General features: G+C 48.6%; 18 protein-coding genes. 15 read left to right on the top strand and 3 right to left on the bottom strand.

Annotated elements, in window-relative coordinates; genetic code table 11:
• Window positions 1-20: 20 nt before the first annotated feature.
• From ITJ87_RS02230 to ITJ87_RS02220, 3 genes are read left to right on the top strand one after another with little or no spacing between them, the layout of a single operon-like run.
• Window positions 21-1,871, top strand: a complete 1,851-nt coding sequence (locus ITJ87_RS02230; RefSeq protein WP_117964716.1) for a tetratricopeptide repeat protein — start codon at window positions 21-23, stop codon at window positions 1,869-1,871.
• Window positions 1,849-2,436 carry a DUF4292 domain-containing protein gene (locus tag ITJ87_RS02225; protein WP_117703846.1) on the top strand — a complete coding sequence of 196 codons (588 nt, stop codon included), beginning with the start codon at window positions 1,849-1,851 and terminating at the stop codon, window positions 2,434-2,436. The genes ITJ87_RS02230 and ITJ87_RS02225 overlap by 23 nt, the downstream gene beginning before the upstream one ends.
• 42 nt (window positions 2,437-2,478) lie before the next feature.
• Window positions 2,479-3,771, top strand: a complete 1,293-nt coding sequence (locus tag ITJ87_RS02220) for a murein hydrolase activator EnvC (RefSeq protein ID WP_196096308.1) — start codon at window positions 2,479-2,481, stop codon at window positions 3,769-3,771.
• Between the two features lie 7 nt (window positions 3,772-3,778).
• On the opposite strand, the gene ITJ87_RS02215 is transcribed toward ITJ87_RS02220, so the two are convergent.
• Window positions 3,779-4,849: a M20 family metallo-hydrolase gene (locus ITJ87_RS02215; RefSeq protein WP_117588744.1), complete on the bottom strand. Its 1,071-nt coding sequence runs from the start codon at window positions 4,847-4,849 to the stop codon at window positions 3,779-3,781.
• Between the two features lie 142 nt (window positions 4,850-4,991).
• On the opposite strand from ITJ87_RS02215, the gene ITJ87_RS02210 reads away from it, so the two are divergent.
• The 12 genes from ITJ87_RS02210 (at window position 4,992) to ITJ87_RS02160 (ending at window position 24,204) form a co-directional block, all read left to right on the top strand.
• Complete coding sequence (locus ITJ87_RS02210) at window positions 4,992-6,797, top strand: long-chain fatty acid--CoA ligase (RefSeq protein WP_117964720.1); 1,806 nt, start codon at window positions 4,992-4,994, stop codon at window positions 6,795-6,797.
• Between the two features lie 718 nt (window positions 6,798-7,515).
• Entirely contained in the window at window positions 7,516-10,590 is a 3,075-nt protein-coding gene (locus ITJ87_RS02205; protein ID WP_117703849.1) for a SusC/RagA family TonB-linked outer membrane protein, read from the top strand.
• Between the two features lie 14 nt (window positions 10,591-10,604).
• Window positions 10,605-12,206 (top strand): SusD/RagB family nutrient-binding outer membrane lipoprotein, encoded by a 1,602-nt coding sequence (locus tag ITJ87_RS02200; protein WP_016272451.1) that lies wholly within the window; start codon window positions 10,605-10,607, stop codon window positions 12,204-12,206.
• 214 nt (window positions 12,207-12,420) lie between these two features.
• Window positions 12,421-14,871 carry a glycoside hydrolase family 9 protein gene (locus ITJ87_RS02195; protein ID WP_117964724.1) on the top strand — a complete coding sequence of 817 codons (2,451 nt, stop codon included), beginning with the start codon at window positions 12,421-12,423 and terminating at the stop codon, window positions 14,869-14,871.
• Between the two features lie 11 nt (window positions 14,872-14,882).
• Entirely contained in the window at window positions 14,883-16,109 is a 1,227-nt protein-coding gene (locus tag ITJ87_RS02190; protein ID WP_117964726.1) for a DUF5009 domain-containing protein, read from the top strand.
• A gap of 5 nt (window positions 16,110-16,114) precedes the next feature.
• Entirely contained in the window at window positions 16,115-17,518 is a 1,404-nt protein-coding gene (locus ITJ87_RS02185) for a family 10 glycosylhydrolase (protein WP_005830352.1), read from the top strand.
• The gene (locus ITJ87_RS02180) at window positions 17,515-18,267 is read left to right on the top strand and encodes a carbohydrate-binding family 9-like protein (protein ID WP_117964728.1); all 753 of its coding nucleotides are present in this window, start codon (window positions 17,515-17,517) and stop codon (window positions 18,265-18,267) included. Before ITJ87_RS02185 ends, ITJ87_RS02180 begins: the two co-directional genes overlap by 4 nt.
• Window positions 18,268-18,381: 114 nt before the next feature.
• Window positions 18,382-19,497, top strand: coding sequence for a peptide chain release factor 2 (gene prfB, locus ITJ87_RS02175; RefSeq protein WP_005830350.1), 1,116 nt, complete (start codon window positions 18,382-18,384; stop codon window positions 19,495-19,497).
• Between the two features lie 80 nt (window positions 19,498-19,577).
• Window positions 19,578-19,712: a hypothetical protein gene (locus ITJ87_RS18875; RefSeq protein WP_005830349.1), complete on the top strand. Its 135-nt coding sequence runs from the start codon at window positions 19,578-19,580 to the stop codon at window positions 19,710-19,712.
• 19 nt (window positions 19,713-19,731) lie between these two features.
• Entirely contained in the window at window positions 19,732-20,199 is a 468-nt protein-coding gene (locus ITJ87_RS02170) for a CYTH domain-containing protein (RefSeq protein WP_117964730.1), read from the top strand.
• 34 nt (window positions 20,200-20,233) lie between these two features.
• Window positions 20,234-21,529, top strand: coding sequence for a DUF4010 domain-containing protein (locus tag ITJ87_RS02165; RefSeq protein ID WP_117964732.1), 1,296 nt, complete (start codon window positions 20,234-20,236; stop codon window positions 21,527-21,529).
• A gap of 146 nt (window positions 21,530-21,675) precedes the next feature.
• Complete coding sequence (locus ITJ87_RS02160) at window positions 21,676-24,204, top strand: TonB-dependent receptor domain-containing protein (protein ID WP_117964734.1); 2,529 nt, start codon at window positions 21,676-21,678, stop codon at window positions 24,202-24,204.
• Between the two features lie 153 nt (window positions 24,205-24,357).
• On the opposite strand, the gene ITJ87_RS02155 is transcribed toward ITJ87_RS02160, so the two are convergent.
• A complete protein-coding gene (locus ITJ87_RS02155) occupies window positions 24,358-25,722 on the bottom strand; it encodes a glucoamylase family protein (RefSeq protein WP_117964736.1) in 1,365 nt (454 codons plus the stop codon).
• Between the two features lie 14 nt (window positions 25,723-25,736).
• Window positions 25,737-26,600, bottom strand: coding sequence for an endonuclease/exonuclease/phosphatase family protein (locus tag ITJ87_RS02150; RefSeq protein WP_117964738.1), 864 nt, complete (start codon window positions 26,598-26,600; stop codon window positions 25,737-25,739).
• Between the last annotated feature and the right edge of the window lie 32 nt (window positions 26,601-26,632).

Genomic DNA, 26,632 nt, shown 5'->3' with positions numbered 1-26,632 from the left:
AAGAATTTATAATTAAATAGATGAGAATCAGAGTAAAAATAATACTTGCGTTGTTGATAGGTGCCTTCTGCCTTACTACGTATGGAGTGCAGGCTGCCAATGTTCAAGCTTCTAAGGAGAAAATGAGCGGGTACGGTCGGCCTGAAAAGGCACGGAAGGAATTGAAGAAACGGAAGAAGTCGAAGAAAGCCGATGTTTCGCCCGTAAAGGAGCTTACCCCCGAACAGCAGCGCCGTTACGACTACTTCTTTCTTGAGGCCGCCCGTCTGAAAGTCCAGAAAGACTATGATGCAGCTTTTGATGTCCTGCAACATTGCCTGACGATAAACCCGAACGCATCATCGGCTTTGTATGAGATGGCCCAGTATTATATGTTCCTCAAGCAGGTGCCGCTGGGACAAGCCGCGTTGGAAAAGGCGGTGGAGAATGCTCCCGACAATTACTGGTATGCCCAGGGACTTGCCAATCTGTACATGCAGCAAAACGAAACGGAGAAAGCCGCTGTCTTGTTGGAAAATATGGCGGTACGTTTCTCGGATAAGCTGGACCCGCTATACAACTTGCTGGAGATTTACAACCGCCAGGAAGAGTATGACAAAGTTATCGGTATACTGAACAAGCTCGAGGAACGGATGGGCAAGAACGAACAGCTCAGTATGGAGAAGTTCCGCATCTATCTGCAAAAGAAGGACGACAAGAGCGCCTTTCATGAAATAGAAAGTCTGGTAGAAGAGTATCCCAACGATAGGCGCTATCAGGTGGTACTGGGGGATGTCTATATGCAGAACGGGAAAAAGCAGGAAGCTTATGAGATTTACAAGAAGGTGCTGGCCGAAGAGCCGGACAATGCAATGGCCATGTACTCATTGGCTTCTTACTACGAAGAGACCGGACAGAAGGAACTATATGAACAGCAATTGGACACGCTGTTACTGAACAAGAAAGTGGCTTCGGACACCAAACTGAATGTGATGCGGCAGTTCATCGTGCAGAATGAGCAGGCAGGCAAGGACAGCACACGTGTCATTACGCTCTTCAACCGTATCATGGAGCAGGAGCCCGATGAGGCACAATTACCTTTGCTGTATGCCCAATATCTTCTTTCCAAAGGAATGAACAAGGAGGCAGGACCGGTTCTGCGTCAGGTTCTGGCGATAGACCCTACCAACACAGCGGCTCGTATGACATTGCTGGGGGAAGCCGTGCGCCAGGAGGATTACAAGGAAATAATGAATTTGTGCGAAGCCGGTGTGGAGTCCAATCCCGATATGTTGGAGTTCTATTTCTATCTGGCCATTGCCTACAACCAGGCGGAACGGACGGATGATGCTCTTGCCATCTGTCAAAAGGCTTTGTCACACGTCAAGGACGATAGCAAGAAGGAGGTCGTATCAGATTTTTATGCCATTATCGGTGATGCTTATCACACCAAGAATCTGCATGCGGAAGCTTATGCGGCTTATGATTCCGCTTTGGTGTACAATCCTTCAAACATCGGTGCCTTGAATAACTACGCATATTATCTTTCCGTGGAGCGTCGCGACTTAGACAAGGCGGAAGAGATGAGCTACAAGACAGTGAAAGCCGAGCCGAACAATTCCACCTATCTCGATACATATGCATGGATATTGTTTGTTAAAGGTAATTATGCCGAGGCGCGTCTCTACATAGATGAGGCGATAAAGAATGATAAAGATAGCAGTGACGTGGTCTTGGAACATTGCGGAGATATCTATTACATGACTGGCGATGCGGAAGGTGCCTTGAAATACTGGAAACAAGCCTGGGATAAGGGCAATCGCTCTGATACGTTGAAACAGAAAATACAAAAAAAGAAATATATATCAGATGAAACTAAACCTGCTGAATGATATGGCAAGGACGTGCCGCCTATTGTCCTTGCTGTTGTTGCTGGCTGTGGGGCTTGCCGGTTGCAAGACTTCGCGTCACTCAAGTTCTCTGTCCGGAGAATCTGCCTGCCTTTCCTCCAAAGTGCAGCTGACGGTACCCCATAAAGATGCCACCCTTACTGTGAACGGTACGATGAAGTTGAAGAAGGAAGAATGCATGCAGATTTCCTTTCTGATGCCGATACTTCGTACGGAGGTGGCACGTATGGAAGTCACCCCGGATGAGATTCTGTTGGTAGACCGTATGGGAAAACGTTATGTCCGTGCAACACGTAAGGAACTGAAGGATGTGCTGCCCAAGAAGGCGGATTTTGCCCATTTGGAGAAACTGCTTTATGCTGCTTCCAAACCCAATGGTAAGAAGGTGCTTACCGGCAAGGAACTCGGGATACCCTCTCTAGAAAAGGGAAAGATTGAACTTTCCAACTTCTCGGATAAGCCTTTTGTACTGGCCCCTACCCAGCTCTCACAGAAATATAAAGAGGTGGAGCTGGAGGAACTGCTGGAAATGCTGATGGACCTTTGATTAGTTGATAATTGATAGTTGTTGGATAATCCCTTATAACTTATGAAGCTTCTCCTTTTCTTCTTTCTCCTCCTTTTGCCGGTTTCTCCGCTCTTTGCCCAGTCCAACAAGCTGATTAAGGAACTGGAAAGCAAGCGTGGTGCCTTGCAGAAACAGATAGTAGAGTCGGAGACGCTGTTGATAACCACCAAGAAGGATGTGGGAAGCCAGTTGAAAGGTCTTGCTGCACTGACCGGACAGATAGAAGAACGCAGACGTTATATTCTGACTATCAATAATGATGTGGAATCCATAGAGCGCGAGTTGTCTTCATTGGGACGTCAGTTGACTCGCTTGCAACGTGACCTAAAGGACAAGAAGAAGAAATATGAATCGTCCGTCCAATATTTGTATAAGAACCGTTCCATTGAAGAGAAGCTGATGTTCATTTTCTCTGCCAAGAGCCTGGCACAGACCTATCGACGCATGCGTTATGTACGCGAATATGCCACTTATCAGCGCCTGCAAGGCGAGGAGGTGTTGAAAAAGCAGGAACAGCTGAACCGTAAGAAGGCTGAGCTTCAGCAAGTGAAGGCTGCCAAGGAAGGATTGCTGAAAGAACGTGAAGAGGAGAAAGTCAAGCTGGAAGCGCAGGAGAAGGAACAGAAGTTGTTGGTGGCCAATCTGAAAAAGAAACAGCGGGGATTGCAGAACGAACTGAATAAGAAACGCCGTGAAGCCAATCAGCTCAATGCACGCATTGACCGCCTGATAGTGGAAGAGATAGAGAAAGCGCGTAAACGTGCGGCAGAAGAAGCGCGCCGTGAGGCAGCCGCACGTAAAAAGGCTGGTGAGAAAACTGCGACTGCCTCTACGTCCGCAAAGCCAAAGGCACAGCCTTTGGATACTTACTCCATGAGTAAGGCAGACCGTGAATTATCCGGGAATTTTGCTAATAATCGCGGTAAGCTGCCGATGCCCATCACTGGAGCGTATATCATTACCAGCCATTACGGCCAGTATTCTGTAGAAGGTTTGCGCAATGTCAAGCTGGACAATAAAGGCATCGATATACAAGGGAAACCGGGTGCCCAAGCCCGCGCCATCTTCAATGGTAAAGTGGCGGCTGTCTTTAAACTGAACGGACTGTTCAATATCCTTGTCCGTCACGGGAATTATATATCCGTCTATTGCAACTTGTCATCGGCCTCGGTGAAGCAGGGCGATGATGTTACCACCAAACAGACCCTCGGACAAATCTTCTCGGATGGGGCCGACAATGGTCGTACGGTGCTACATTTCCAATTGAGGAAAGAGAAGGAAAAACTGAATCCGGAGCCGTGGCTGAACAGATAATGATAATTTAAATTTTCACTCCTTCCAGCAACTCCAAATACATTCCTATCGCCTCCTCTATCTCCTTGACAAAGATAAATTCATCGGCAGTGTGTGAACGGGCACTTTTCCCTGGTCCCATCTTTAGAGAAGGGAACGGCATCAGTGCCTGGTCGGACAAGGTCGGTGAGCCGAAAGGAGTACGTTTCATGGTAATAGCCTTTTGCACTACCGGATGCTCCGGAGCTACGTGTGAAGAGCTTAGCCGGAAGGAGCGGGCTTTGGCTTCACACGTGATGTGTTTCTGTATTTCATCGAATAGCTCCTGATTGCTATAACACTCGTTGCTGCGAATGTCTACGACAAAAGTACAACGGTCGGGAATGACGTTATGCTGTGTACCGGCGTTTACCATGGTTACGCTCATTTTCACGGGACCCAACAGGGAAGATTCTTTTGGAAAACGGTAATCACGAAACCAGGCAATATCATCCAATACCTTATATATAGCATTATCTCCCTCGTTTCGGGCAGCATGTCCCGATTTTCCGGTAGCAGTTACGTCCAGCACCATCAATCCTTTTTCTGCAATGGCAGGTTGCATCTCTGTCGGCTCGCCTACAATGGCAAACTGTATGGGAGGGAGTTCCGGCAATACGCATTCTATTCCCCCCTTGCCTGATACTTCTTCCTCACACGAGGCAAGATATATCAGATTGTAGGCCTGAGTGGTGCGGCACAATGTCAGGAATACTTGCAGCAGGCTGACTACACTGGCTCCGGCATCGTTGCTGCCCAGCCCGTAGAGCTTTCCATTACTTTCCAGCGTTGGTTTGAAAGGATCTTTCCGCCACCCGTTGACGGGTTTTACGGTGTCGATATGGGAATTCAGCAGCAAGGTCGGTTTCTTTAGGTCGAACATCGGGCTGAGGCACCATACATTGTTGCCTTTACGTCCTGTTGCCATGCCTTGCATTTCGATATAGTTCTGCAGATAATCCGCCGCTTTCTCCTCGTCGCGGCTCAAGGAAGGAATGGCTATCAGTGATTTGAGCAATCCGATTGCTTCGGAAGTTAAAGTCGGTATATCGTAAATCATATTCGGTAAATAAATAATCCTGCTGCAAACTTACGAATAAAAAACGGAAAGGAGTACCCATATTGAATAATTACCCGCTAATATCGGATTAGTTTCAAATGAAACCACTACCTTTGTACCGTATTTACCAATATCAAAAGTTATGACTTATCATCATTTGTCTGTTCTGGTGCACCGCCAGGCAGAGAAGTATGGAGACAAAATAGCCCTGAAATACAGAGACTATGAAACTGCACAATGGATACCCATCTCTTGGAAAGAGTTCTCACAGACTGTACGCCGGACTGCCAATGCAATGGTGGCTTTGGGAATAGAGCCGCAAGAGAATATCGGTATCTTCTCGCAGAATAAACCCGAATGTCTCTTTACTGATTTCGGTGCATTCGCCAACCGGGCGGTGACTATACCTTTGTATGCTACCAGCTCACCGGCTCAGGCACAGTATATCATCAACGATGCACAGATACGTTATCTGTTTGTAGGCGAGCAGTTCCAGTACGATGCCGCTTTCAGTGTGTTCGGATTTTGCCAGTCTCTGCAGCAGCTCATCATCTTCGACCGTGCTGTGGTGAAAGATCCGCGCGACATGACTTCCATCTATTTTGATGAATTTATGGCAATGGATGAAGAGTTGCAGCACAATGCCATTGTAGAAGAACGTACAGCAGCTGCCTCAGATGATGACCTCGCCAATATCCTTTATACTTCCGGTACTACCGGTGAGCCGAAAGGTGTCATGCTCCATCATTTCAATTATAGAGAGGCTTTCCGCATTCATGATATCCGATTGCCTTTCATAACAGACCAGGATGTTTCCATGAACTTCCTTCCGCTGACCCATGTATTCGAAAAGGCATGGACCTACCTTTGTATACACCGGGGGGTGCAGGTCTGCATCAATCTCCGTCCACAAGATATACAGACTACTATTAAAGAGATACGTCCTACACTGATGTGCAGTGTACCCCGTTTTTGGGAGAAAGTCTATGCCGGTGTGCAGGAGAAGATTTCCCAGGAAACCGGTCTGCGTAAGGCGATGATGTTGGATGCCATCAAGGTGGGCAGGACGCATAACATTGATTATGTGCGTCAAGGAAAGACTCCTCCGATGATGCTTCATCTGAAATACAAGTTCTACGAAAAGACCATTTATGCTCTGCTGAAGAAGACGATAGGTATTGAGAACGGTAATTTCTTCCCTACGGCAGGTGCTGCTGTGCCCGATGAAATCTGCGAGTTTGTGCATTCTGTAGGTATAAACATGGTGGTGGGCTATGGTCTGACGGAATCTACGGCTACCGTTTCCTGCTTCCTCAACGAAGGCTATGAGATTGGTTCCGTAGGTACGGTGATGCCTGATGTGGAGGTGAAGATTGGCGAGAATAACGAGATACTTCTTCGTGGTAAGACTATCACTACCGGATACTACAAGAAACCGGAGGCAACGGCTGCTGCCATCGACCGTGACGGTTGGTTCCACACGGGTGATGCCGGTTATTTGAAGGATAGTCATCTGTATCTGACGGAGCGTATCAAAGACTTGTTCAAGACCTCTAACGGAAAATACATTTCGCCGCAGGCATTAGAAACGAAGCTGGCTATTGACCGTTACATTGACCAGATTGCTGTCATTGCCGATGAGCGTAAGTTTGTTTCCGCTTTGATAGTTCCCGTTTATGGCTTTGTGAAGGATTATGCCAAGGAGAAAGACATTGCATACGGCAATATGGATGAGTTACTGCAACATCCCAAGATACAGGCGTTGTTCCGTGCCCGTATCGATACCTTGCAGCAGCAATTTGCCCATTATGAGCAAGTGAAGCGTTTCACACTTCTGCCGGAACCATTCAGCATGGAGCGTGGGGAACTGACGAATACGCTGAAGCTGAAACGTTCTGTTGTGGCAAAGAACTACAAGGAGCTGATTGATAAGATGTACGAAGAATAAAACTTTGTTTTTTTGTTTATAACCGTCCGACCTGGGGTGAATCTTTTTCATTCCGGGCCGGACGGTCTGTTTTTTATCTCCTTCTTCTGAACAGAAAGAAACTACCCCCTGCACTGCGAGAAACTAATCATCTGTATACTGCTGACTGGCAGTTTTTATGCTTCTTATTATTCTTACAACAGCTGTTGTAAGAAAAGAACACAGCTGTTATAAGAAAAGAATACAGCTGTTGTAAGAAACTAACATGACTGTGATAAGAATAATGAGATGCGAGAAAATAGTTAGTTTGTCGCAATGGAGAGGTTAATTTGCCGCGGTGCCGGGGGGGATTCTCTTGTAGATAATGAAAGCCTCACTCTTAGGCGAGGGAGAGAAGGGTGATGCCGTAATCTGCTTAAAACCATGCAATAAAGCACCGGTTCTGCCAGCAGCTTTTCTTCATTAACTTTTATTAGCAAATAATTCGTCCTTTTCCGATAGGGTTGCGGTTGTGCCCCCGGTTTTATATACGAGAGCTTGAAAGAAATCTGCAGAATAAAGACATTTGGATAAGCTTAAATATTAACCGTAACATACTAATAGCCTATGAAGCATACAAAGAAGAAGAAATGAGAGGAACAGTCAATCAGACTGGCCGATCGGGATAACAGATTTCCGAGAATCTGTTTATTAACTTAACACATATTTAATCTAATATTTATTTTCCGAAAAACAGCTTATGAAAAAAAGACTTATGCTAACCTTGGTTTGCCTGATGGCGGCCATTAGCTGGGTAGCAGCCCAAAATTCCCCCATTACCGGTATCGTTATTTCAGCTGAAGACAATGAACCGATTATCGGAGCTTCCGTATTGGTAAAAGGAAGTACTACCGGAGCCGTAACAGATTTAGACGGCAAATTCACTATTACAGATGCACCCGCAGGTGCCACGACACTGCAAGTGTCTTTCGTAGGTATGATAACACAAGAAGTTCCCATCACTCCGGGAACGATAAGAGTCACATTAAAGAATGATGCCAAGCTACTGGATGAAGTGGTGGTAACGGCATTGGGTATTGCAAAGAAAGAAAAATCACTGACTTACTCTACTCAAGTGGTGAACGGCGACGAATTGGTTCGTGCCAAGGACCCCAACATGATGAATGCGCTGGCCGGTAAGACGGCAGGTGTGCAAATCAACAAGAGTTCTTCCGGTCTGGGTGGTTCTTCCAAGGTCATCATCCGTGGTAACCGTTCTGTAAGCGGTAATAATCAGCCTCTTTACGTGATAGACGGGGTGCCGTTCGGTTCCTCCACTAACGAAAATACTTCAACTACCATTGGTGGTGATAATGACAGTGGTAACTACGACCGTGGCGACGGTATCTCCAATTTGAATCCCGATGATATTGAGAGTATGAATATCTTGAAAGGTCCTGCGGCAGCCGCTTTGTATGGTAGCTCGGCTGCCAACGGTGTGGTAATCATCAATACCAAAAGAGGTAAAGAAGGTCGTGCCAGCATTTCTTTCAATACCAATACCACTTTTGATATGGCTGCCTATGGTATTCCCGAATTCCAGAATCATTATACCGGCCAAACGACCAGCTGGGGCGGTAAGATAAACGGTAGTCCCGACTATACTGACGATTTCTTCAAGACGGGTGTTACCACTATTAACTCTCTTTCTTTAAGTATGGGTTCAAAGGCTATGCAGACTTATTTCTCCTATGCCAATACTTACGGCAAGGGTGTGGTAGAAGGCAACCGTTTGGTGAAACATAACTTTAATTTCCGCGAAACAGCAAATTTCTTCAATAATAAGTTGACGGTCGATGCCAACGTCAATGCCATGTATCAGAAAGGAAACAACCGTACCACTTCAGGAGGTTATTATATGAATCCTTTGGTCGGTTTGTACCACTTCCCGCGTGGTGGTGTAGAGGGTGGTAAAGATTTTAACTACTACAAGGATAACTATCAAGTGTTGAATACCGGACGTAATATTATGGATCAAAACTGGTATAAGACTTCCGGAACCGATATGGAGCAAAATCCTTATTGGCTTATCAACAAAGTGCCTAATGAAGATACGAGGTACCGTACTTTGATAAACCTGAGTGTGAAATACCAGATTAACGATTATTTCAGTATCCAGGCTCGTGGTAGCGCCGACTATATAGTGGATAAAGACAATACCCGTATGTATGCAGGTACCAGCCCTATCCTCTGCGGTATGAATGCTGCTGGAACCGGAACCAATGGCCGTTACAGCTATAATGAGCAAAGTGAACTTTCTACTTATGGAGATGTCCTCTTTACGTATCAACAACAGTTCGAGAATTTCAGCTTTAATGCATCAGTCGGTGGCAGTATCAATGATTATAATGGCAATGGAACCGGTTTCGATTCCTATCCGGGTACACTCTCCATTCCCAATGTATTTACGATGCAGAATGTGACTCTCAATGCAGGCTCTTTGAGTGATTGGAGAAAACATACACAAAGCCAGAGCGTGTTCTTTACCGGTCAGATTGGTTTAAAAGACCAGCTTTTCCTTGACGTGACGGCACGTAATGACTGGACTTCTACCTTGGCCTATACCAAGTATAAGAACAAGGGCTTTTTCTATCCGTCAGTAGGTCTTACCTGGTTGCTCAACGAAACTTTGAAGTTGCCTTCCTGGATTAGTCTTGGGAAAATCCGTGGTGCATGGTCACAAGTAGGTAACGGTTTGGATACCTATCTCTCCAATCCACTTAATACGATTACAAAGAACGGCAGTATCAGCTTTAATACAACTTCTCCTTTTGATGAGTTGAAACCTGAAAAGACGACTTCTCTGGAATTTGGAACCGAATGGCGCTTCTTTGACAGCCGCTTGGAGTTTGATTTTACTTACTACAAGACGAATACAAAGAACCAGCTCTTCACCTTGCCCGCTCCTTCCGGTTCAGAGTATAATACCTATTATGTAAATGCAGGTGACATTCAGAACAGTGGTATAGAAATTATGATGAACGCCACTCCGGTGATGACCAATAGTTTCCGTTGGAAAACCGGCGTCAACTTTGCCACCAACAAGAACGAAGCCAAAGCATTGGCCGGTGAAGCATTGGGATATTTCCAATTCAGTGGCGGTGAGAGTAATAATGTATGGAGCCGTCTGGAAGTAGGTGGTTCGTTCGGCGACTTCTACGGAACAACTTTTGAACGTGATGATAACGGTAAAATCAAGTTTGGCGATGACGGTCTGCCATTGGTGAACAAATCCGATCCTAAAAAGCTGGGTAACTCAAATCCTGATTTCAATTTAGGATGGAGCAATACGCTTACCTGGAAAGACTTCTCGTTGTATTTCCTTATTGACGGACGCTTTGGTGGTAAAGTGATGTCACTGACAGAAGCCGACCTTGACCAGCAAGGTGTGAGCAAGGCTACCGGTGATGCACGTGACCGTGGATATGTGATGCTCGAAGGGCATAAGATATCCGGAGAGCAGGCTATACAAGATTTTTATAATCTGGTGGGCGGACGTGCCGGTGTGACAGAGTACTATACTTACAGTGCCACTAATATTCGTTTGCGCGAACTTTCCATAGGATACAATCTGCCCCAGGCATGGCTGACTAAGATTGGTGTTATCAAGAGTGCACAAATTTCGCTGGTGGGCCGTAACTTGTTCTTCTTCAAGAACAATGCTCCTTATGATCCCGATGGTATGCTGTCTACCAGCAACCGTTTGCAGGGTGTCGATGTGTTTGGTATGCCTACCAACCGTTCGATAGGTTTCAACTTGAAGGTTAACTTTTAAATAGACTTATAATTATGAAGAATATATTGAAATATACGGCAACTGCGTTGCTGGCAGCTTCCATGTTTACCGCATGTACCGGTGCATTCGATGACTTGAATACCAACCCGAAAGGAGTAAGTGACGAAGAATTGAAGCAGGACAACAACTATATAGGCATGCATTTTATTCCGATGATGCAGTCCATCTATTATAATAATGGCGGTGGTACTAATCCGTGGGAATATCAGCTGATACAGAATCTGAATGCGGATATGTGGTCGGGCTATGTAAGTACGGCTACTGCCTTTGCAGGTAATGTAAATAACATTACTTATGCGATGAATGCCGGATGGAATGATAACTGCTGGGATTATGCTTATAATCATGTGATGTCCCAGAGTCTTAAAATTACGCGCAAATGTGAGAAAGACATGGAGACATATTCCCATTTCGCAGCCATCAATACCATTTGTCGTGTGATAGCCATGTCTCGTTTGGCCGATCAATACGGGTGTATTATCTATACTCATTATGGTGAATCGGCTACAGGTGGTACTTATGATTCCGGGCAGGATGTTTACAAGAAGTTCTTTGAAGAACTGAGGGAGGCTGCTGATGAACTGCGTGCAGTGAAGGACAAAGATGTGGCTTCGTTCGCTCCGTTTGACTATGCTTATGGGGGTGACCTCAATAAATGGGCCAAATTGTGTAATACTATCCGTTTGCGTCTGGCCATGCGTATCGTGAAATACGACGCTGCATGGGCAAAGAGCGAGGCTGAGGCTGCCATGAATGATAGTAATGGGCTGATTGAAACCAATGATGCGAATTTTGGTATTGCTGGAAACGGTTATGTGAACCCGCTTTACGGCCTGGCCTTCAGCTATGGCGACTGTGTGCTCAATGCCAATATTCCCTCTCTGCTGGGAGGGATGAATGATGCCCGTTTGGAAAAGTATGCCACAACAAATGCTGACGGTGATTTCTTCGGTATCCGTAATGGTGTGAAAGGTTTGGAAGAGGGCAAGAACTCGGATAATTACAAGGCGATTGTGAGCAAACCTAATCTGGTTGCAACGTCTCCGGCTATTTTGGCTACTGCCGGTGAAACGATTCTTCTGGAAGCTGAAGCTGCCCTGCGTGGTTGGAATGTGAATGGTAAAGGTACTGCTAAGGATTTGTACGAGAAGGGAGTGAAGGCTTCGTTTGAACAATGGGGAGCTGCTGTAGGCGATTATTTGAGTGGCACTACTACTGCTGCTGCTTATGTGGATCCTATTATTCCGGCAGCCAGTATCGAAGGTCAAAGCAAGGTGACCGCTCAATGGGATGAGTCTTTGAGCAACGAGGAGAAATTTGCCAAGATTGCTACACAGCGCTGGATTGCTGTCTATCCCGAAGGTATGAACGGTTGGGCCGAGTTGCGTCGTACCGGTTATCCTAAACTATTCCCAGTGATGGTAAATTACAGCCAGGGTGAAATTGATACTGACCTTGGACCACGTCGTTTGCCTTTCACCATTAATGAAAAGGACAATAATCCTACCGGTTATGCCAAAGCTGTCGAAATGCTTGGTGGTCCTGATAATGCGGCAACCCGTGTATTCTGGGATGTGAACAAATCGAATTTCTGATATCCTTACTGAGTAAAAGGTATGCCGGAGACAACTTCGGCATACCTCCTTAATCTCTTGAAAGGGAATCATTTTATTTTGATAGATTTCAAATATCTTCAGATAGAGTTTAAACCTCTGTCTGACTATTCTTGCTTAATATTGTAGCTTGATTTATGTTAGCTGAAAAGAACAAGTTTCGTGCGAAAAATTGAATTAAACTTATTTACTGTATATGAGGAATATCATTAAACCTCTCTGCTTGTTGACCGGTCTGCTTTGTACCCCGGCTGTTTGGCTTCATGCCCAAGTAGATGAAAAGTTGAAAGCCGACATCGTCAGTACGGGTTACGTGCACAGTCCGTTGCCGCTCGACGAGACAAAGGCTTTCGAGACATTCGGCTTGAAAAAGAAAGTGTTGGAAACTATGATGCTGTGTGATATGGAGGATTTCTCCAAATGGTCGCACAAGGGCATCGGTAAGATTGGTTTGACTGATGAACGGAGCAAGTCTGGCAAGCATAGCCTGCGTCTGGAAGCTCCTGCCCATCCGGAGAAGATTCTCGGCTGGGGGTTGGGACGTGGCACTTGCATGGCCTCTTATGATATAGGAGGTGTGAACTGGGAAGGTTACAACCGTCTGAAGTTCTATATCTATCCCACGTGCGAAGGGGCACGCAGCATTTACCTGAACCTCTATGTGGAAAATGACGGAGAAATAAAAGTACCCGACATTTACGGTCGGGAAGGATACCACGAAATCAACTTGAAAAACAACCAATGGAACGAATGTTTCGTCGAGATGTCCGGGCTGGCGCGCGACAAGGTGACCAAGATTTCATTTGTTATCGAAGTGTTCGGCAAGGAACGCACTATGGGAGATTCCCTCCGTTTCGATGTGGATGCCGTGGAATTGCAGAAAGTGGAGAATCCGGAAACCGTGAAAGGCTGGATGCCCGCACAAAACCGCATCATCTTCTCTACTACTGGTTATGGCATAGAGAGTCCCAAGAGCGCCATTGTCAATGTGGAAAAGCACGGCGGACAGTTCCAGTTGAAGGATGCCGCGACGCAGGCCATTGTCTATACCGGCCCCATCCGTAAGGAAAAGACCGGTCTGGGAGAGTTCGAGACGATAGACTTTTCCGACTTCAAGACGCAGGGACGTTACGTCATTCAGGTAGGGGATGTCACCACCTTGCCTTTCTATATCCATAAGGATGTGTGGGAGGATTCTGCCTGGCGGATGGTCAACTTCCTGTTTTGCGAACGTTGCGGTTATCCCGTTCCCGGAAAGCACGGGGCTTGTCATAATGACTTGCATGCCACTTACAACGGACATATTATTCCTATAAACGGAGGATGGCACGATGCTGCCGACATGTCCCAACAGACCTTACAGACGGGAGAAATAGCCTATTCCTTGCTCTTGATGGCCGAACGCGCCAAAGAAAAAGGCAATGTCGACTTGTACAACCGCCTGATGGAAGAGGCTTTGTGGGGAATGGACTATGTGATGAAGACCCGGCTGGGCGATGGTTACCGTGCACAGACGTGGGGTACCAATCTATGGACTGACGGTGAGGTAGGTACCGACGACGATGCCGGCCGCCGTGAACTGCTTGTCCATAACGGAGCTTTGGAAAACTTCCTGCTTGCAGGAATTGAAGCGTATGCCTCCATGATGGTTGAGAAGGATGAAGCCCTCAGGAGCAATCTGAAAAAGATTGCAAAGGAAGACTTCGGTTATGCCATGAAACGCTTTAATGAGTTGGGCTTTGCCGAACTGATAAAGAAGGGTGGGGGACATGCCGCCATGGCATCCGAAAGCCAGTATCACGCCAATATTTCATGGGCAGCCAGCATGCTCTACAAGCTGACCGGCGAACAGCAGTATGCCGATGAGGCCGTGAAGGCTATCCGCTACACCTTGCAGTGCCAGCGCACCGAACCGCTGAAAGACAAAGACAAGACCTGCGGCTTCTTCTACCGTGATTTGGCCAGGAAGTCCATTGTACATTATACCCACCAGTCCCGCGACTATGCCTATATGGAAGCCCTTGCCGCCCTTTGCGAGACACAGTCCGGTCATGCCGAGTATGAGCAGTGGATTCGTGCCATGAAACTCTATGGCGGTTATCTGAAGAATATCATGAAGTATGTATATCCTTATGGAATGGTGCCCAGTGGCATCTATCACAAAGATGAAGTGAAGGATTCCGCCAACTTCTACGCCGTTCAGGTAGGGATTCGCAGCGGTGCCGATAAGGATTTCGAGGAACAACTCGAAAACGGTATTCGTCTGGATAAAGAGCATTATTTGCGCATATTCCCCGTCTGGTTCTCGTTTAAGGGAAATATTGCCGTACATTTGTCTACCGGTAAAGCTGCCGCTATCTGTGCCAGGGTACTGAAGGACAAGGAACTGAAAGACATTGCCGAACAGCAGCTCTTCTGGGTTGTAGGCAGGAATCCTTTCGGACAGTCCATGATTTATGGGGAAGGCAGCAACTATCCGCAGCTCTACACGGCATTGCCCGGAGAAACGGTAGGAGAGATACCCGTAGGTATGCAGTCCTATTTCAATGAGGACACGCCCTATTGGCCACAGTTCAATACGGCTACTTATAAAGAGGTGTGGGGCTCTTCGGCAGCCAGATGGCTGATGTTGGTTTCTGAATTCTAAAGCAAGATGATATGAGTGACAAGACTGTTTATTCACGGCGCAACCTGGCCATCGACATGCTGAGGGCATTGACCATGTTCATCATGATTTTCGTCAATGACTTCTGGAAAGTGCATGACGTACCCCATTGGCTGGAACATGCCGTCTATGGTGAGGATTTTATGGGACTGGCGGATATTGTATTCCCCTGCTTTTTGTTTGCAGTGGGAATGTCCATACCTTACGCCATTGAGCGCAGATATGCCAAGGGCTTCTCGGCAGAGTCCACCTTGGGGCATATCCTTTCCCGCACCTTTGCCTTGCTGGTGATGGGTGCGTTTATAACGAACTCGGAGTTCCGGCTTTCACCGGAAGCTCCCTATCCGATAGGAGTATACTGGTTCCTGATGGCCATAGGCTTTATCGGTGTGTGGAACCAATATCCGAAACCGGCTTCCGGCACTCAGAAGAACCTTTTCCGTGCTTTTAAAATAATCGGAGTATTGGTTCTCCTTTACCTTGCCTTCACGTTCCGCAATCCGCAGGGAGGTGCATTCGGTGCCTATTGGGGAATATTGGGCTCCATCGGCTGGACCTATCTGGTATGTGCCGTAATCTATATCTTCAGCCGTGACCGGTTGCAGTATCTGCTGCCTGCCTGGGGTGCCTTTATCCTGATATGCCTGCTGGGTACGCCTTTGCGCGAGGGCTTTGGCGGTGAGGCTATCCTTGCCTTTCCCGAACGCAACTTCTATCAGGGCATGTTGTCCATTCTGCATATCGGCAACGGGGCTTTGCCCGCATTTACAATGGGAGGTGTCATCCTTTCCATTCTCAGCGCCCGCTATGCCGGCAAGGGTGACGGCTGGAAACTCTGCAATGGGCTGACGGTTGCCGTTCTGCTTCTGCTGGTCGGAATTGGGACACACCATTTCTGGATTGTGGCCAAGATGGGTGGCACTCCTCCCTGGGTGTTCTATGTGACTGCCATTTCCGTGGGGCTCTACACACTGCTCGGCTATCTGGTCAGCCATCAGGTCACAGGTTGGTTCAACCTGATACGCCCTGCCGGAACGGCTACGCTGACCACTTATCTGGTACCTTATGTCTTCTATGGCTTTGCTGATGTGACCGGTGTTGTCCTGCCGGACTGGTTCACACATGGATTCATGGGGCTGGTCAACTGCCTTTGTTTTGCCTTTGTGGTAATCGGCGTTACCTGGGTGATGGAAAAACTGCATGTTAAACTTAAAATTTAGATAGAATGAAAAAGAGCTTTTTACCTGCATTCTTGCTGCTGTTCCTTGCGCTGGGCATGTTCTCGTGCCAGCAGGGAGCTAAGGAAACAACCAAGGAATATCCCATGTTCTGGACGTGGCTGGACTATCGTCCCGGCATGAACTTCGACTCCATCTGCCAAGTGATGAACGACATCGGCATGGATGGAATTATGCTGAATGCGCCGACTCCCGACGATTACCGGGCTGCCATACCGGTTGCCCATAAACACGGAATCGAAGTGTATGCCTGGTTATGGACCATGAATCTGGAACACGACCGTGACAAGATATTGAAGGAGCATCCCGAATGGTTCAGCGTGAATCGTAACGGCAAGAGCCTGGCAGACACTACCGCCTATGTAGGCTATTACAAGTTTCTCTGCCCGGCATTGCCCGAAGTCCGCGAGTTCATCAAGGAAAAAATCAAGGCCTACTGCGAAGTGGAAGGCTTGAATGGCATTGCCATCGACTATCATCGTTTTGTGGATGTGGTGCTTCCCACCACCTTGTGGCCCCATTATGGCATTGTGCAGGACCGTGAATACGCTGCGTGGGATTACGGTTACCATCCGGAAATGCTCAGGTTGTTCAAGGAGCAGTACGGTTATGACCCCCGCGAGCAGGAAGACCCTTCCCTCGATGTGAAGTGGCGCCAGTTTCGTTGCGACCAGATAACCGAAGTGGCCAATATGATTGCCGAAGTGGTGCATTCCTACGGCAAGACAATGGCTGCCTCCCCGTTCCCCACCCCGAAGATGGCTTCACGCATGGTGCGTCAGGACTGGGGCAAATGGAATCTCGACATCGTGTTCCCGATGGTTTACCATACCTTCTATACGGGTGATGCCAGCTTCATTTCCGACTGTACGGTTGAGAATGTACGCGACAAGAACGATATGACTACACTGTACTGCGGCATGACCGCCACCGACGGCCCGATGATGTTCGAATGCATGGATGCCGCTCTCAACAACGGCGCCCAGGGAATTGCCGTATTTACCATTCATGGACTGCGTTCTCCGGAGGTGAAGAGGCAGTTCAAGGCTTATACGGACAGTGTCAGAGCCGTGCGTGCCGCCAATGGCGGGGTGATAAAGGCTACCCATCCCGAAGTGGCGGATCCCGACCCCTTCAAGCATGAAGGCATTATGAAGCTGATGCAGGAACGCATGCAGCAAATCATAGCCAAGGCTGCCGGCAAGGAAGAGCCGGCTCCGCTGGCATTGGGCGAGTACAAGGAGGTGGATTCCTATGACGCGACACGCTGCTACCAAGTGGTGGATGAGAATAGCAAGACTACTTTTGACGTGACATTCTATCTTTACGGCGACGTTGTTTCCGGTTGGGATGTAGCAGTAGCAGACAAGGCTTCTACTAATAAGAAATGAAAGGACGTTTTATGATAGTGAGAGATTACGGGAGCAAACTCCTTCTGCTCTTGGTGTTTTCAATGGTAGGCATGGTTTGTTGCAATGCCCAGAGTGGAAAGAGCTTGTGTGTAAAGAAAGTAATGTGTACGGCTTCACCGGAAGGTGAGGCTGTGCCGTCCTTGCTGGACGAGAACGGGATAGAGTTTCAGCCCCTTGATGTGGTCAACTGGAAAGATTATCCCTACAAGCCGGAAGTGAGTTTCCGCATAGCCCATACGGGGCGCGAAATCCTGCTCCACTACAAAGTGAAGGAAGCCAGTGTGCGTGCAGTGGCCTCCGGAGACAATGGCCGGGTATGGGAAGATGCTTGTGTGGAATTCTTCGTATCTCCCGAAGGTGACGACCGCTATTACAATTTCGAATGTAACTGCGCCGGCAGGCTGCTGATTCAGGGAGGTGCAATCAATGAGCGCCGTCCTACGGCGAGTCAAGAAGTGCTGGGCATGGTGAAACGTTGGAGCTCGTTGGGCGGCGAACCTTTCGAGGAACGTTTGGGCGAGTGCAGCTGGGAACTGGCCATGGTTATTCCCGTTTCCGCTTTCTTCCAGCATTCCGTCGGTTCTCTGGACGGAAAAACAATGAAAGGGAATTTCTACAAGTGTGGTGACAAACTCCAGACTCCCCACTTCCTTTCTTGGAGTCCTATCGGGCTGGAACGCCCCATGTTCCACTGTCCGGCCTTTTTCGGCACCTTGTCTTTTGAATAAATCTTTAGGGTGTTTTGGTGGAATCATTTGCCGTTAGCATTACTTATTGGATTGACAATTGCGGAATTATGTGTTTTTTTATACCTTTGCACTTCCTAAATTGTAAATGCATATATGATTACCGCAGAACAACTGAAAGATATCAAAGAACGTACCGAGGCGTTGAACCGCTATCTGGACATTGAAGGAAAGAAGATACAGGTGGAAGAAGAGCAGCTCCGCACCCAGGCTCCCGGTTTCTGGGATGACCAGAAGGCTGCCGAGGCTCAGATGAAGAAAGTGAAAGGCTTGCAGCAATGGATTTCTGGCTACAATGAGGTAAAGACCTTGACTGACGAGGTACAACTGGCTTTCGACTTTTACAAAGACGAACTGGTGACTGAAGAGGAAGTGGACGATGCCTATGCCAAGGCAATCACTGCTGTCGAGGCCCTCGAACTCAAGAATATGCTTCGCGAGGAAGCCGATCAGATGGACTGTGTGCTGAAAATTAACTCTGGTGCCGGTGGTACGGAGAGCCAGGACTGGGCAAGCATGCTGATGCGTATGTATCTGCGCTATGCCGAGACTCACGGCTATAAGGCCACCATCGCCAACCTGCAGGAAGGAGACGAGGCAGGTATCAAGACTTGTACCATCGAGATTTCCGGCGATTATGCCTACGGTTATCTGAAAGGTGAGAACGGTGTGCACCGCCTGGTGCGTGTTTCGCCCTACAATGCCCAGGGCAAGCGTATGACTTCTTTTGCATCCGTGTTTGTCACTCCCTTGGTAGATGATACCATCGAGGTGAATATCGAACCTGCCCGCATGTCATGGGATACCTTCCGAAGTGGTGGTGCCGGTGGACAGAACGTCAATAAGGTAGAGTCCGGTGTCCGTCTGCGCTATCAGTATAAGGACCCATATACGGGCGAAGAGGAAGAAATCCTGATTGAAAATACCGAGACACGAGACCAGCCCAAGAACCGCGAGAACGCTCTCCGCCTTCTTCGTTCCATGCTCTATGATAAGGAACTCCAGCACCGCATGGCCGAGCAGGCAAAGGTGGAAGCCGGTAAGAAGAAAATCGAATGGGGTAGCCAGATTCGTAGCTACGTCTTCGACGACCGCCGCGTGAAAGACCACCGTACCAATTTCCAGACCAGCGACGTGAACGGTGTGATGGACGGAAAGATAGACGGCTTCATCAAAGCTTACCTGATGGAGTTTGCAGGAAGTGGCGAATAAATTTTCTCCCTTTCATTTGCATTCTTCCCGAATTTCTTCTTACTTTGTTCATCGTTGAACTTTAAACTATAAAACACACCATGGGAAAAAGTAAGAAGAAAGCAATGCACAGCCAGAAGGAAGAGCAACAAGCCAAGAAAGTGATGATGACGATGGGAGTAATAGCCATTGTATTGGTCATCGCCATGTTTGTGGCTTACTCTTACTGGGGCTGATAAAATCACTGGAAACGACATGCCGCAGGAGATAGAACGGAAATTCCTCGTGACGGGAGAATACAAGCCACAAGCGTATGCACACAGCCGTATCGTACAAGGATACATCAGTAGTGCGCGTGGACGGACGGTACGGGTGCGCATCCGTGATGAGCGGGGATTTCTCACCATCAAGGGTGCATCCAATGAATCGGGAACCAGCCGCTACGAGTGGGAAAAGGAAATCCCACTGTGCGAAGCGCGGGAACTGCTGAAATTGTGCGAACCGGGTATCATCGACAAGACCCGTTACCTTGTGCGTAGCGGACAGCATACTTTTGAGGTGGACGAGTTCTATGGCGAGAACGAAGGGCTGACTGTGGCTGAGGTGGAACTCTCCTCGGAAGACGAGCCTTTCGTGAAACCTGCATTCATCGGACGGGAGGTGACGGGAGACATCCGCTACTATAACTCGCAGCTGATGAAACACCCTTTCACCACGTGGTAGCAAACCAATTGTATGCCGTACTTGTTTAATCGTCATGGAGAAACTTTACGACTACCTGCCAAGAGAACTGGTCACCTTCCTTTTGGTCACCGTATTCTCTTTACTCATCGGGCTTTCACAGCGTAAAATCAGCTTGAAGCGCGAAGGGGAGACTACGCTTTTCGGTACCGACCGCACCTTCACCTTTATAGGCATTCTGGGCTATCTGCTCTATATTCTCGACCCTACGGGCTATCGTCTGTTTATGGGAGGAGGAGCCATTCTGGGGCTATTGCTCGGACTGAACTATTATGTGAAGCAGTCACAGTACCATGTGTTCGGAGTAACCACCATCATTATTGCACTCATCACCTACTGCATTGCTCCCATTGTGGCCACGCAGCCGTCGTGGTTCTACGTCATGGTCATAGTGACCGTCCTGCTCTTCACCGAGTTGAAGCATACCTTCACGGAACTGGCCCAGCGCATGAAGAACGACGAGATGATTACGCTTGCCAAGTTCCTTGCCATCAGCGGCATTATCCTGCCGATGCTGCCCAATGAGAACCTTATTCCCGGCATCAACCTGACGCCATACAGCATTTGGCTGGCCACAGTGGTTGTATCGGGCATTTCCTACCTTTCTTATCTGTTGAAGCGCTACGTCTTCCATGAGTCGGGCATTCTGGTTTCGGGCATCGTGGGAGGCTTGTACAGCAGCACGGCTACCATTTCCGTACTGGCGCGAAAGAGCCGTAAGTCGTCTGCGCAGGATGCTCCCGAATATGTGGCGGCCATGTTGTTGGCGGTCAGCATGATGTTCCTCCGTTTCTTGATATTGATAGGTATTTTCAGCCGGGAGACGCTACTGGTCATTTATCCCTACTTGCTGATAATGTCGGTGGTGACGGCAGCCGTGGCATGGTATCTGCATTCCAAGCGGAAACGGGTGGACGACGGCATGCGTGACACGGAGAACGAGGACAGCAGTAACCCGTTGGAATTCAAGGTAGCGCTGATTTTTGCCATGCTGTTTGTGGTGTTCACTATCTTGACCCACTATACGCTGGTGTATGCCGGTACGGGTGGACTGAACCTGCTCTCTTTCATTTCGGGGTTCAGTGATATTACTCCTTTCATTCTGAACCTGCTTCAAGGAACAGGCAGTGTGGCGGTGCTGGTGATTACGGCTTGCAGTATGCAGGCTATTGTCAGCAATATAGCGGTGAACATGTGCTATGCGTTATTTTTTGCCGGCAGGAAAAGCCCTTTGCGCCCGTGGATATTGGGGGGATTTGGTTGTGTTATTGCCATAAATATCTGTCTGTTACTTTTCTTCTATTTTCTCTAAATAGCTTTCTTTTTGCTTTTTTAACTCCGAAAGTCTCGTAAATGCATGAAAAGAGGCTATTTTTGTCGAATTCACTGTGACAAAACTCGAACGGGAAACGTCTAATACGAAGACAATAAAGAATAGTCACTAAAAATAAAAACGCAATGAGAATCAAATGGACTGTGCTGCTATGGATGCTGATGATTTCGGGCCTGGTTGCAGCGCAAAACACGGCAAACACTTCTTTTCAGGTTAAAGGAATTTTGCTAGACTCGCTCACCCAGGAGGGTGAACCTTATGCTACCATTAAAATCGTGAAGAAAGAGGCTCCTGCAAAAGCGCTGAAAATGCTGGTAACGGACATGAAAGGTCAGTTTCAGGAGAAAGTACCCGGCACGGGCAACTTCGTGATGACCATCACTTCCGTGGGACGTACTCCCATCGTGAAGAACTTTTCTGTGAAGGCAGGGGAGAAGCTGGTGGACTTCGGTACGCTGTATATCGTAGATGCCTCCAATGAGTTGGGACAAGTGGAGATTGTAGCTCAGAAGCCTCTGGTGAAGGCAGATATCGACAAGATAGAGTACAATGTGCAGGACGACCCTGACGCCCAATCGAACTCTGTGCTGGAAATGCTTCGCAAGGTACCGTTGGTAACGGTGGATGGCGAGGACAATATTCAGGTGAACGGGAGCAGCAGCTTCAAGGTATACGTCAACGGAAAGCCCAACAACATGATGAGCAACAATCCGACGGAAGTGCTGAAGAGTATGCCTGCAAACAGTATCAAGCATATTGAAGTGATAACCAATCCCGGCCCCAAGTATGACGCCGAAGGTGTGGGAGGGATTTTGAACATCGTCACCGTGGGCAGCGGAGTCGAAGGCTATACGGCTACGTTCAGTGCCAACGTCAGCAATCGCGGTGCAGGCGGCGGGACATTCGGTACCATCAAGAGTGGCAAGCTGACCGTCAGCGCCCGCTACAATTACAACTACAACGATCAGCCCCGCAACTATAACAGCGGTAGCCAGCATGTGACACCGGAAGCTGTTACGGAGAATTCTTCCAATCTGGACTATGACGGCAGCAACAAGGGACACGGTTCTTTCCAGTCGGGCAGCATGGAGGCCAGCTACGAAATAGATACATTACGCTTGGTTACCATGTCTTTCGGACTTTGGGGTGGTGGGAATAAGAGTAACGGCTCTACGGACTACATCGCCACTTTCCCGGAGAGCATGAACGCTGCTCCCATTTACAGTTATTCTGCCTTTAACCGCAGCAAGTCTTCCTGGTATTCTATCGACGGAGGTGTAGACTACCAGCGTCTGTTCAAGGTGAAGGACCGTATGCTGACGTTTTCTTACAAGATAAACACCCGTCCGCAAACATCGGATTCCTATACGGAATATGAAATAGACAATGGCTATAACCCCGATTGGGCAGACTATCTGAACCGCTTGAAGAACCTGCATAACGACGGTGAGCAGAATACCACGGAGCATACGTTCCAAGCCGACTATACCACGCCTATCGGTAAGCTGCATACACTGGAGGCAGGCGCCAAGTACATTCTGCGCAACAACTCTTCGGAAGACGACCGTTTTGATGCGGACGATACCGGAAAGTATGAATACAACAAAGACCAGAGCTCGCACTACAAGCATTTAAACGATATCATTGCCGCCTATCTGGGATATGGGCTGAAGGTGAAGAGACTTTCGGGCCGTTTGGGATTGCGCTACGAGCATACCATCCAAGACGTGAAGTATTTGGTGGGCCGGGGTGAGGATTTCACAAAGAACTTTGACGACGTAGTGCCTTCCGCTTCCATCGGCTACAAGCTGACGGATATGTCCAATCTGCGTTTGGGATACAACATGCGTATCTATCGTCCGGGAATCTGGTCTCTGAATCCTTATCTGAATGATACGGATCCCTCCTACATCAGCCAGGGTAATCCGGAACTGGACAGTGAGAAGAGCCATGCTTTCAACTTGAGTTACAGTAACTTCACACAGAAGTTCAACATCAATATCTCGGCCCGCTACTCGTTTACCAACAACAGTATTGAGAATGTGACAAGGCTCATGCCCGATACGGAGATTGAGGGATTGAAGAACCCCACGGGCAAGGATGTGCTTTATTCTACCTATGCCAACATCGGCAAGACCCGTTATGCCAGTGTGAACGGTTACGTCAACTGGAATGCCACTCCACGTACACGTATCTACATGAACATGAGCGGCAATTACTCTTATCTGGAGGGCAGTGAAGGCATGCGTAACGATGGCTGGAGCCTCTTTGCCTACGGCGGTGCACAGCAGACGCTGCCCCATGACTGGCGCATCAGTCTGAATGTCTTCGGACAGACGCCGTGGATTATGCTGCAAGGTAAGGGCAGCAGCTTCTTTGATTATGGCTTGAGCGTCAACAAGTCCTTCCTGGACAAGCGCCTCACCTTGTCTGCCTTTGCCAGCAACTTCTTCAAGAAGTATATGGACCAAAGCTCCACCACCGAAGGCAACGGTTTTATACGTGAAAGCAACTATAAGTACAGCCGCCAACGTTTCGGCATAAGCGTCAGCTACCGTATCGGTGAGCTGAAGGCAAGCGTGAAAAAGGCTGCGCGCACTATCAGCAATGATGATGTGAAGAGCGGTGGCAGCGGTTCCGGTGGTGGTGAATAAGTTGTAAATACATTGTCAGGCAAATGACTCGTAGGACACAACAGATGGACGGGATTTAGGGTGTTGAATTGCTAAAAATCCCCTTCTGAAACTTGTACCTCTCTATTCTTCAGAGAATACAAGTTTCAGAAGGGGATTTTTTATGATAGTAACTTACTTGCTGACTGTTGAGAGCCCCAACTTCTTCAGCCCTTTCTGCACATCCGGATGGCTCATGAAGAGCTTCCACAGCAGCCCTGACCGATAATTCTCAATCATGACGGCTATCGGGCCCTGGTCAATGGCGAGGTAGCGCTGCGGAAACCAGTTGTCCGTTTCGCTGAAAGCATCGTAGAAGCCATAGGGGCCGAAGACCTTATCTCCCATCTCGTAGAGGTGGCGCATCACTTGCAACGACTGTTCCGGAGTATAGACGATGGATGACAAGGCGGCAGTTGGAGAGATGACTCCCTGGTCGTCGCGTTCGTTGGGAGCGTGGGCGGCATATCCGTTGACGGAGTAGCTGGCTGTCAGTCCCCAGCAGTCGGGCCCGAAACCTTTGTAGTGCTTGGGGTTGCGGACACAGTAGGCACGGTTCACAAGCGTCAGGTTACGCATCTCGTCGAAGTAGTTGGCGCAGTATTCATCCTTCAGCCCGATGGGGTCGAGGCCGAGGAACGAGTATTGTGCCCAGAAGAGCGGTCCGGCTTCTGTGCCTTGATAGCGCAGATGCAACTCGATATTCTCCACTTTATGAGGGTCTACAATGGCCCCGTTCTGCGCCCAGCCCTCGTGATAGACTGCTGCAGGCACGCCGTGGGTAGGCGAGGCGGCGGCAAGGATATACATGATGAGGCATTCGTTGTAACCGTGTACGGGAAAGTTCATTTCCCAACCGTATTCCGGACTCCAGTGCCAATAGAGCACGTTCTGGCCGTTTTGGCGGTAGAAGTTCCAGTCCACTTCGCGCCACAGCTTGTCGATGCGGGCGGCGAGGGCTTGCTCGGCGGGCGAACCGTCGATGTAGTACTGGTGGACGGAGAGCAGGGCCTGCATGATGAAGGCTGTTTCTACCAGGTCGCCGCCATTGTCTTTCTGCCCGAAAGGTTTCACTTTGCCCGTATCGCCATACCACCAGTGCGGGTAGGCACCGTGGAAACGGTCGGCGGTTTCGAGGAAGGAGACGATTTTCTCCATTCGTTCCAGCCCTTCCTGGCGGGTGACATAGCCGCGGTCTATACCGGCAAGTATAGCCATGATGCCGAAACCGCTTCCACCGGACGTGATTACGTTCTGGTCGTTCTCCGGATAGACACCGTCCATGTGGATGCGTTCGCGTGCCAGTCCGCTGTTGGGCTCGGCACCTTCCCAGAAGTAGTTGAAGGTGCGACGCTGCACGGTGTCCATCAGGGCATCGTCGCTCAGCCGGTCTTCTTTGGCGGCGGGGCTTTTGCATTGCGTGAAACCGAGCAACAGCAGGAACAATAATAAACTGTATTGTATTTTTATTGTACCAATGCTTACTTGTTTTTTTATCATTTACTTATCTATATTCATTGCACGGTCAATTCAACAAGTATAGGACAGTGGTCGGAAAGGTAGCTGTTCTCCGGTTTGTCTTGGATAACGCGGTAGCGGTCTATCTTTGCGCCTTTGGTCACGAAGACATAGTCCAGCAGTACGCGTTCCTCCACCGGCAGGCGGCCGAAGTCATGGAAAGACCAGGACGGACCGTAGGTGACGGCAGCTGTCTTTGCGGCATTTTCCATTCCTCCCTTTTCCAGCGTTTGCAGAGGTTCTTCACCGGGCGTACAGTTAAAGTCACCGGTGATGATGGCGGGCATGCCCGGTGCTATCTCCTTGATTTTGTCGAGAATGAGTTGCACGCCCTCTTTGCGGGCTGTCTTTCCGTCGTTGTCCAGATGGGTGTTGAAATATACAAACTTTTGTCCGTTGTTCTTTTCCTGCAGTATCGCCCAGGTGGTGACACGGTTGTAGGAAGCGTCCCAGCCCTTGATGCCGATAGTTTCGGGTTGCTCGCTGAGGGAGAAATTGCCGTATTCCACCAGTGTAAACCGGTCGGTCCGGAAGAATATCGGGCAGTATTCGCCTGCTTCCTTGCCGTCGTCGCGCCCCACGCCGAGTGCTGTGTATTGCGGCAGCCCGCGTTTCAGGTCTTCCATTTGGTTGTGAAGCACTTCCTGCATGCCCAGCAAGTCGGGGCTGTAGTAGGCTATCATACGGCAGGCGTCACCCTTGCGGTAATTCCAGTTGTTTACACTGTCCGAAGGAATATCCAGGCGGACATTGAACGTCATCACTTCCAGCGGCTGTCCGTTCTGTACGGAGGGCTGGCTCTTGCAGCTGCCAAGGAGCAGAATGCTGCAAAAACAAAGGAGTAAAGTAGTATATCTCATGTTTTCTTGTTTTTAGAGTGCAATATTAAATA

This window comes from Bacteroides sp. HF-162 (assembly GCF_015679285.1).
Taxonomy (GTDB): Bacteria; Bacteroidota; Bacteroidia; order Bacteroidales; family Bacteroidaceae; genus Bacteroides; species Bacteroides uniformis.
This window is presented reverse-complemented; position numbering and strand designations above follow the sequence as displayed.

Bases quoted from the DNA above. Each gene is read 5' to 3' on its own strand.
- ITJ87_RS02230 (WP_117964716.1), top strand. From the start codon at position 21: ATGAGAATCAGAGTAAAAATAATACTTGCGTTGTTGATAGGTGCCTTC.
- ITJ87_RS02225 (WP_117703846.1), top strand. From the start codon at position 1,849: ATGAAACTAAACCTGCTGAATGATATGGCAAGGACGTGCCGCCTATTG.
- ITJ87_RS02220 (WP_196096308.1), top strand. From the start codon at position 2,479: ATGAAGCTTCTCCTTTTCTTCTTTCTCCTCCTTTTGCCGGTTTCTCCG.
- ITJ87_RS02215 (WP_117588744.1), bottom strand. From the start codon at position 4,849: ATGATTTACGATATACCGACTTTAACTTCCGAAGCAATCGGATTGCTC.
- ITJ87_RS02210 (WP_117964720.1), top strand. From the start codon at position 4,992: ATGACTTATCATCATTTGTCTGTTCTGGTGCACCGCCAGGCAGAGAAG.
- ITJ87_RS02205 (WP_117703849.1), top strand. From the start codon at position 7,516: ATGAAAAAAAGACTTATGCTAACCTTGGTTTGCCTGATGGCGGCCATT.
- ITJ87_RS02200 (WP_016272451.1), top strand. From the start codon at position 10,605: ATGAAGAATATATTGAAATATACGGCAACTGCGTTGCTGGCAGCTTCC.
- ITJ87_RS02195 (WP_117964724.1), top strand. From the start codon at position 12,421: ATGAGGAATATCATTAAACCTCTCTGCTTGTTGACCGGTCTGCTTTGT.
- ITJ87_RS02190 (WP_117964726.1), top strand. From the start codon at position 14,883: ATGAGTGACAAGACTGTTTATTCACGGCGCAACCTGGCCATCGACATG.
- ITJ87_RS02185 (WP_005830352.1), top strand. From the start codon at position 16,115: ATGAAAAAGAGCTTTTTACCTGCATTCTTGCTGCTGTTCCTTGCGCTG.
- ITJ87_RS02180 (WP_117964728.1), top strand. From the start codon at position 17,515: ATGAAAGGACGTTTTATGATAGTGAGAGATTACGGGAGCAAACTCCTT.
- prfB (WP_005830350.1), top strand. From the start codon at position 18,382: ATGATTACCGCAGAACAACTGAAAGATATCAAAGAACGTACCGAGGCG.
- ITJ87_RS18875 (WP_005830349.1), top strand. From the start codon at position 19,578: ATGGGAAAAAGTAAGAAGAAAGCAATGCACAGCCAGAAGGAAGAGCAA.
- ITJ87_RS02170 (WP_117964730.1), top strand. From the start codon at position 19,732: ATGCCGCAGGAGATAGAACGGAAATTCCTCGTGACGGGAGAATACAAG.
- ITJ87_RS02165 (WP_117964732.1), top strand. From the start codon at position 20,234: ATGGAGAAACTTTACGACTACCTGCCAAGAGAACTGGTCACCTTCCTT.
- ITJ87_RS02160 (WP_117964734.1), top strand. From the start codon at position 21,676: ATGAGAATCAAATGGACTGTGCTGCTATGGATGCTGATGATTTCGGGC.
- ITJ87_RS02155 (WP_117964736.1), bottom strand. From the start codon at position 25,722: ATGATAAAAAAACAAGTAAGCATTGGTACAATAAAAATACAATACAGT.
- ITJ87_RS02150 (WP_117964738.1), bottom strand. From the start codon at position 26,600: ATGAGATATACTACTTTACTCCTTTGTTTTTGCAGCATTCTGCTCCTT.